At 41.6% G+C, this 6828-nt stretch carries 9 protein-coding genes; 1 reads left to right on the top strand and 8 read right to left on the bottom strand.

The window, feature by feature from the left end; translation table 11 throughout:
• Positions 1–107: 107 nt before the first annotated feature.
• Positions 108–623 (bottom strand): hypothetical protein, encoded by a 516-nt coding sequence (locus GT508_RS08635; protein ID WP_161144038.1) that lies wholly within the window; start codon positions 621–623, stop codon positions 108–110.
• 75 nt (positions 624–698) lie between these two features.
• Entirely contained in the window at positions 699–1337 is a 639-nt protein-coding gene (locus GT508_RS08630; protein ID WP_161144037.1) for a histidine phosphatase family protein, read from the bottom strand.
• Between the two features lie 172 nt (positions 1338–1509).
• Between GT508_RS08630 and GT508_RS08625 the strand changes: the two genes are divergently transcribed.
• A complete protein-coding gene (locus GT508_RS08625) occupies positions 1510–1989 on the top strand; it encodes an S-ribosylhomocysteine lyase (RefSeq protein ID WP_138376825.1) in 480 nt (159 codons plus the stop codon).
• 105 nt (positions 1990–2094) lie between these two features.
• Here the strand turns inward: GT508_RS08625 and rplT are convergent, their stop codons facing one another.
• From rplT to GT508_RS08595, 6 genes are all read right to left on the bottom strand, one after another.
• Complete coding sequence (gene rplT, locus GT508_RS08620) at positions 2095–2451, bottom strand: 50S ribosomal protein L20 (protein WP_006427929.1); 357 nt, start codon at positions 2449–2451, stop codon at positions 2095–2097.
• A gap of 36 nt (positions 2452–2487) precedes the next feature.
• Complete coding sequence (rpmI, locus tag GT508_RS08615; protein WP_006427930.1) at positions 2488–2685, bottom strand: 50S ribosomal protein L35; 198 nt, start codon at positions 2683–2685, stop codon at positions 2488–2490.
• A 32-nt stretch (positions 2686–2717) separates the two neighbouring features.
• Complete coding sequence (gene infC / locus GT508_RS08610; protein WP_028085973.1) at positions 2718–3212, bottom strand: translation initiation factor IF-3; 495 nt, start codon at positions 3210–3212, stop codon at positions 2718–2720.
• 271 nt (positions 3213–3483) lie between these two features.
• Complete coding sequence (locus GT508_RS08605; protein ID WP_055284093.1) at positions 3484–4149, bottom strand: B3/B4 domain-containing protein; 666 nt, start codon at positions 4147–4149, stop codon at positions 3484–3486.
• Positions 4150–4526: 377 nt separating this feature from the next.
• The gene (locus tag GT508_RS08600; protein ID WP_161144036.1) at positions 4527–5390 is read right to left on the bottom strand and encodes a DegV family protein; all 864 of its coding nucleotides are present in this window, start codon (positions 5388–5390) and stop codon (positions 4527–4529) included.
• A gap of 64 nt (positions 5391–5454) precedes the next feature.
• Complete coding sequence (locus GT508_RS08595) at positions 5455–6804, bottom strand: MATE family efflux transporter (protein WP_172677224.1); 1350 nt, start codon at positions 6802–6804, stop codon at positions 5455–5457.
• Positions 6805–6828 lie beyond the last annotated feature (24 nt).

The raw sequence follows: 6828 nt of genomic DNA, 5'->3' as shown, positions 1-6828 counted from the left end.
CTCTAATTGTTTCTAACGGCATTCCACATTCACAATAATCCTTATCTATTGTTTCCTTCAAGTCGTGACTGGCAGCGAATGTTAATAAATTAAATCCCAATTAAATCTCAAAATCTTTTATGTAATCTTTCATATACCTGATCGAATGCTCTCTGTCTTCCATCTCCTTTTGTTGTTGACAGTATTGCATGTCTCTTTCCGTCCGGTTCTGTCAGGAATAATGTCTTTTTAATATTGCCTTGTTTTCCTACTTCCAGTTTCTCCATCTGGTTCAGATCATATATCTCTACATCCGTATCTACGGTCACTACATAATCTTTTGCAATCAGAAGCTGTTCTTCTTTTAATTCCAGTACATCCGGTGCTGCCAGCTGACGGTAGAACTCTTCTTTGTCTTTCACTCTGTCCAGCTTTCTGTTGAATTCTTTTCTTGCTTTTGTATTCAATACTGCTAAAACAAGTCCTACACATCCAATAATTGCAGCCAGCATGATATTATCAAACGAGCAGATCAATGCCAGGCACAGAAAACTGATCCAGACAATCATTCCTGTCTGTAGTGATTTGATTCTTTTTGCTGTCAGATCTGCATATTTTTGCTGTCCTGCTGTTTCAATCGCCATACTTTTTTCTCCTTTTACCGAATCTTCTGCTTTTTCCGGGTATTTTCACGCTGTTACCTTGTACTCTGCCGACACTTAGTTACCAGCCCATAGTCTTACTGTTTCTTTATAATATGTAACATTTTCAGAAAGGATCTGTGCCTCCGCATTCTTTACTTCTACTTCTGTCACCGCACAGTTATTGTGCACTCCGATGCCCCAGTATTTTTCCAGCGGTTCCTTTCTAATGTTATTCAGTATACCTGCCAGCGCCGCTCCGTGTGTGGTGATCAGTACATTTCCATACACACCCTCTGCTTTTTTGTACAGACTTTCCAGAAACTCACCGGTTCTTTTCCTTACATCCGCAAATGATTCGCCACCTTTTCCCGGTCTGAATCCCACCGGATCATCGAAAAATTTCTGAAAATCTTCCGGAAGTTCCCAATGATCTCTTGCGCAGCATTTTCCCTCATATTCACCGAATGCCATTTCCCCAATTCTGGCATCCGTGATGATCGGAACATCCCTGCCTTCCAGTATGATCCTCGCTGTTTCATATGCTCTCGACAATGGACTTGAAATACACAGATCGAATGGGATATCATGCAGCCCCTCCGCCGTCTCTTCTGCCAGATGCTTGCCAAACTGATTCAGCGGAATATCCACCTGCCCCTGAATCTTTTTTACTTTATTCCAATCCGTTTCTCCATGTCTTACCAGATAAAGTTTCATTCTACCAATTCTTCCTCCTAAAACACCCTTTTTCTCCATTGACCTCTAACGCCAATATAATTGACAGTATACCATACCTTTTCATCTTTTTATAGTCAAATTCTGCTGAAAATGCTATAATATTTCTGCATAAAATTCTTTAAAATTATTGAAGTAAAAGGGAGTATCAATTATGGAAAAAATTGCAAGCTTTACAGTAGATCACCTGCGTCTTGTTCCAGGTGTATATGTTTCCCGTATCGACCAGGCAGGCGGCAATCCGATCACTACTTTTGATCTGCGTATGACCAGTCCTAACGATGAACCGGTTATGAATACTGCCGAAGTTCACACGATCGAACATCTGGCCGCCACATTCTTACGCAATCATGCAGAATATGCAGACAAGACCATTTATTTTGGACCTATGGGCTGCCGCACAGGATTCTATCTGATTCTTGCCGGAAGTTATGAATCCAAAGACATCGTACCATTATTAAAGGAAATGTACCGATTTATGGCTGATTTCGAGGGTGAAGTTCCCGGAGCTTCCGCCAAAGACTGTGGAAACTATCTGGATATGAATCTTCCGATGGCAAAATATCTGTCTGAGAAGTATCTTACGGAGGTTCTTGAAAATATCACTGAGGAGCAGTTACATTATCCTTCTTGATCGCAGTTACCGGTATCTTTCAACTATGAGTAATCTGTACTACAGGTTGCCGGGAATCAAAAAAAGCACGCAGGATTTCCTGCGTGCTGAAATTTTATTTTTAAATTAAGCTAAAGCAGCTTTTGCAGCTTCTGCAAGTGTTGCAAATCCTTCTGCATCATTTACAGCCATCTCTGCAAGCATCTTTCTGTTCATCTCGATGTTAGCTACTTTTAAACCGTGCATGAACTTGCTGTATGACAGTCCGTTCATTCTTGCTGCAGCATTGATACGAGCGATCCAAAGCTGACGCATCTGACGTTTGCGCTGTTTTCTTCCTGCGTATGAAGATGTAAGAGCTCTCATTACAGACTGTTTTGCAACTCTGTACTGTTTAGAACGTGCTCCTCTGTATCCTTTTGCTAATTTTAAAGTTCTGTTATGTCTTTTTTTAGCGTTTAATCCGCCTTTAATTCTTGCCATGTCTTATTCTTCCTCCTTCACAAATTGAACCTTATCTTAGAGATATGGTAATACCTTCTTCATGTTCTTTACATTAGTAGCATCAGCAATTGTTGCTTTTCTAAGATTTCTTTTTCTCTTTGTAGATTTCTTAGTTAAGATATGGCTCTTGTAAGCTTTATTTCTTTTTAATTTTCCTGTACCTGTCTTTTTGAAGCGCTTTGCAGCTGCTCTATTAGTTTTAATTTTTGGCATGATATGCTCCTCCTTCAACTTGTATTGTATTTTTAACGTTTTTCAGTTAAAACCATGCTCATGCTTCTGCCTTCCATCTTAGCCGGCTTTTCAATGACTGCGATGTCACCAAGCATCTGGGCAAAATCATCCAGAATGTGTTTGCTCTGCTGAACATGTGCCATCTCACGGCCTCTGAAACGCAGTGTAACCTTTACTTTGTTACCTTTACTGATGAACTTCTTAGCATTATTCACTTTGGTATTAAGATCATTCGTCTCAATATTTGGTGAAAGACGCACTTCTTTTACTTCAACGGTCTTCTGTTTCTTTTTAGCCTCTTTTTCCTTTCTTGCAAGTTCATATCTGTACTTACCGTAATCAATAATCTTGCAAACAGGTGGCTGAGCCTTTGGAGCAATCTTCACAAGATCCAGATCTGCTTCCTGAGCAAGCTTCATAGCTTCCTTCGGACTCATGATACCTAACTGATCTCCGTTTTCTCCAATCACTCGAATTTCTTTGTCTCTAATCTGCCCGTTAATCATTAAATCGCTAATTGTCGTGCACCTCCATCATAAAATAAAAATAAGTGAATAGTTCGAGACTATCCACTTGCATATCTGTATCATAAGATCTATAATCAAATCTGTATATACTCAATATCAAACCATTAGTCACCCGATTGTGCTAAGGTGAGAGTGGATACTCTACTTTCTTTTTTGCCTTACGCAACATATAATTTATCACATTATTTTTCTTATGTCAACTGTTTTTTCTCTTTTTTCATCCTTTTTTTGATTCCTGATAATTCAGCCTTTATTCCACGATCCAGCTTTCCAGATTCTGAGCCCCGGCATACTCTTCCAGATATTTTCTGCCATATTCCAATGCTTTTTCAAGACCATCATTTCCTGAAAATGAATAGATCAATGTCAATACTTCTGTCACATCCTCCGTGATCATTGCACGCTCTGAATCACTGGTTGAACTTCCAATGGCTCCGTCTTTGTCTGCGAGCACCGGAAGCGCCTCGATCTTGATCTCATCTTTTCCGATTCCCTTATAAGTCTCTCCTTTCTGTCCGATCCGGAATACCAGTTCTTCTGAGATCTGAGATACGTCATAAGATCCTACCGAAAATCCCGATTCGATGGAAATCAGGTTATTGACATCCACAACGGTATTAACTTCATATAGTCCCTTTCCCTGTCCGATCCGGCGGATCAGTGCCTCGGAAGACACACGGTATCTGCTCGGATCCTTTCCGAATGCTTTGTATGCTGCCCTGGATTCTTTCACGTTTGGGATTTCATTGATCCCGTTGTCAAAAATAGCATCTCTCGTCTTTTTGAAAATGTCTTTCTTCAGATATTTCCACAGTTCTTCGTTCTTCTTTTCCACTTTCACCCGATACTGCAGGCATCCCACTCTGGTATCCGGCCAGATTTCTTTCATCGTTTTATCAATTATCAGATGTTTCATATATATCGCTCTCCTGTATTATAAAGTGTCGAATCATCGTTCAGGCGAACCGTAAGAAATGTGCTTTGAGAATTTCCCGCATAAATACAAAAAAGATGACAATCTGCCCGTAAGCTTCTTGTCATCTTTGACTCTTCTTTATGCTGCTTTTGATCTATTTCACAGTATATTAAGCATGCTTTTCTAGGCGAAAAGACTTGTTGCTCCATATATTGCTACTACTGCAACGATTCCCCATCCGATGATACTTAACATACTCTACACCTCCTCAGGATGATTTATTTCTCTCTTTCTGATTTCAGTATAGAGCATAATTATACATTTGTTAAATGAAGCTTTTGCATGTTACTATTAGTATTCTTAATATTTCTATGTATCTATCTGTGATCTGCCATGCATACAATGGCGATCATTCCGGCGCCTGTATGACCTCCGATCACAGGACCGAGATTGTTCATCATGACATTGGTCACACCCATTTTCTTACGGACAAGTTCTGCGACATAAGCTGCATCTTCCGGACAATTGCCATGCGGGATCATCACCATATCCGGCATCTTTCCCTCGCATGCTTCGACCGCCATATCCACGATCTTATTCATGCCTTTCTTTCTGCCCCGCTCTTTCCTGATGATCTGAAGCTTTCCTTCATTATCCAGACAAATGATCGGCTTGATCTGTACCATCGTTCCGATCACTGCTGCTGTCTTCGAGATACGTCCGCCTTTCTGCAGATGATTCAGATCCTCTACCATAAAGAAATGGCAGATTTTTAATTTATTTTCTTCCACCCACTGCGCAACTTCTTCCAGACTCCTGCCTTCTTTCTGAAGTTCCAGTGCCTTATAATCAAGCAGGCCTTCTCCCATGCTTGCGCAAAGTGTATCGATCACAACAATCTTTCTCTCCGGATATTTTTCACGCAGTTCCTCTGCAGCTATACACATACTGTTATATGTACCACTAAGTCCTGATGTAAAGCTCAGATGCAAAATATCTTTTTCTTTTTTCAGGATCGGTTCCAGGATATCTATTGCAGTCTGCGGACTTGGCTGTGAAGTCACTGCCATCTCTCCGTTCTCTAACATACCATAGAATTCTTCTGCTGTCAGATCATACATATCACGGTAAGTCTTTCCACCGATCGTACAGTTCAGCGGGACTACCGGTATCTCTCTTTCCCACACCCATTCTTTTGGCAGATCAGATGTACTGTTGATCGTTATTACATATTCACTCATATCGGAAACCTCCTCATCCTCATCCTCATCCTCATCCTCAAGTCCTTTTCATCTTACCATTGTCTTACATATTACGCAAAACTTTTTTCACAGTAATGATAAATACTGCGCTGGTTGTCAGGACCGATATCACATCTGCTATCGGTTCTGCGCGGTAGATTCCCATCACGCCCATAAATTTTGGCAGAATAACCGCAAGTGGAATCAGCAGAATAATCTTCCTTAAAAGCGCAATGAATAACGATACCTTTGCCTGTCCGAGCGAAATGAATGATGTCTGGCATGCGCACTGGATTCCGAAGATGGATATTCCAAGGAAATATACCGGCATAACCTTACACGTCAGTTCCAGAAGTCCTTTATTATCCGTAAACAGCCCTGTATATATCTGCGGTGCAAAAATTGCCACACCTGCAAGCAGCAGTGTTCCTGTCAGACAGACCAGGATCATTCTTTTCATCGTTGCTTTCACACGTTCCTTATTTCCAGCACCATAATTATAGCTGATGATCGGCTGTATCCCCTGTGTGATCCCCTGCACCGGAATCGTGATCATCTGCATGACACTCATAAGGATCGACATGGATCCTACATACAGATCACCGCCATATCTCTGCAGCCCCGTATTCAGTGTGATCGTTACCAGGCTTTCCGTACTCTGCATAATAAATGGAGAGATTCCGAGTCCTGCGATCATCTTGATCACATCTTTTTTCAAATGCATATTTTTCAATGTAAGACGCATCACGCTTTTTTCCGAAACCAGGAAATGTACCACCCATATTGCACTGACCGCCTGTGACAGGACCGTTGCAACAGCCGCTCCGCGCACACCCATATGCAGTACAAAGATGAACAGCGGATCCAGGCAGATATTTAATACTGCCCCGATCAGAACGGATAACATTGCAATCTTTGCCTCCCCCTGTCCGCTGATGTAAGCATTCAGTCCAAGTGCCAGCTGTACGAAGATGGTTCCGATCAGATAGATCGATATGTAATCTCTCGCATAGACAATCGTTGCATCACTGGCTCCAAACGCATACAGGACCGGTGTCTTGAATATCGAAAAGAATGCTGTCAGGATTACAGAAAAGAGTACCAGAAGTCCCGCAGAATTCCCAAGGATCTGTTCTGCCCTCTGTCTGTTCTGTTTTCCCAGTTGAATGGAAGCAAGCGGTGCTCCGCCCATTCCCGCAAACGCACTGAATGCCGAGATCATCGTCAGGATTGGAAATGTAACCCCGACACCGGTCAGTGCTGCATTTCCGTATCCCGGAATATGACCTATATACATTCTGTCTACTATATTATAAAGCACATTGATAAGCTGTGCCGCCACAGAAGGAAGTGCCAGAGAAAACATCAGTTTTCCCAGCGGTGCACTTCCGAGTCTTTCATCTCTGTGATTCATTTCTATCTCTGCCTTTCTTTTGTA

This window comes from Dorea sp. BIOML-A1 (genome assembly GCF_009875615.1).
Lineage (GTDB): Bacteria > Bacillota > Clostridia > Lachnospirales > Lachnospiraceae > Dorea_A > Dorea_A amylophila.
The sequence above is the reverse complement of the archived record's forward strand: the minus strand, read 5'-3'. Positions and strand labels throughout refer to the sequence as shown.

Bases quoted from the DNA above. Each gene is read 5' to 3' on its own strand.
- GT508_RS08635 (WP_161144038.1), bottom strand. From the start codon at position 623: ATGGCGATTGAAACAGCAGGACAGCAAAAATATGCAGATCTGACAGCA.
- GT508_RS08630 (WP_161144037.1), bottom strand. From the start codon at position 1,337: ATGAAACTTTATCTGGTAAGACATGGAGAAACGGATTGGAATAAAGTA.
- GT508_RS08625 (WP_138376825.1), top strand. From the start codon at position 1,510: ATGGAAAAAATTGCAAGCTTTACAGTAGATCACCTGCGTCTTGTTCCA.
- rplT (WP_006427929.1), bottom strand. From the start codon at position 2,451: ATGGCAAGAATTAAAGGCGGATTAAACGCTAAAAAAAGACATAACAGA.
- rpmI (WP_006427930.1), bottom strand. From the start codon at position 2,685: ATGCCAAAAATTAAAACTAATAGAGCAGCTGCAAAGCGCTTCAAAAAG.
- infC (WP_028085973.1), bottom strand. From the start codon at position 3,212: ATGATTAACGGGCAGATTAGAGACAAAGAAATTCGAGTGATTGGAGAA.
- GT508_RS08605 (WP_055284093.1), bottom strand. From the start codon at position 4,149: ATGAAACATCTGATAATTGATAAAACGATGAAAGAAATCTGGCCGGAT.
- GT508_RS08600 (WP_161144036.1), bottom strand. From the start codon at position 5,390: ATGAGTGAATATGTAATAACGATCAACAGTACATCTGATCTGCCAAAA.
- GT508_RS08595 (WP_172677224.1), bottom strand. From the start codon at position 6,804: ATGAATCACAGAGATGAAAGACTCGGAAGTGCACCGCTGGGAAAACTG.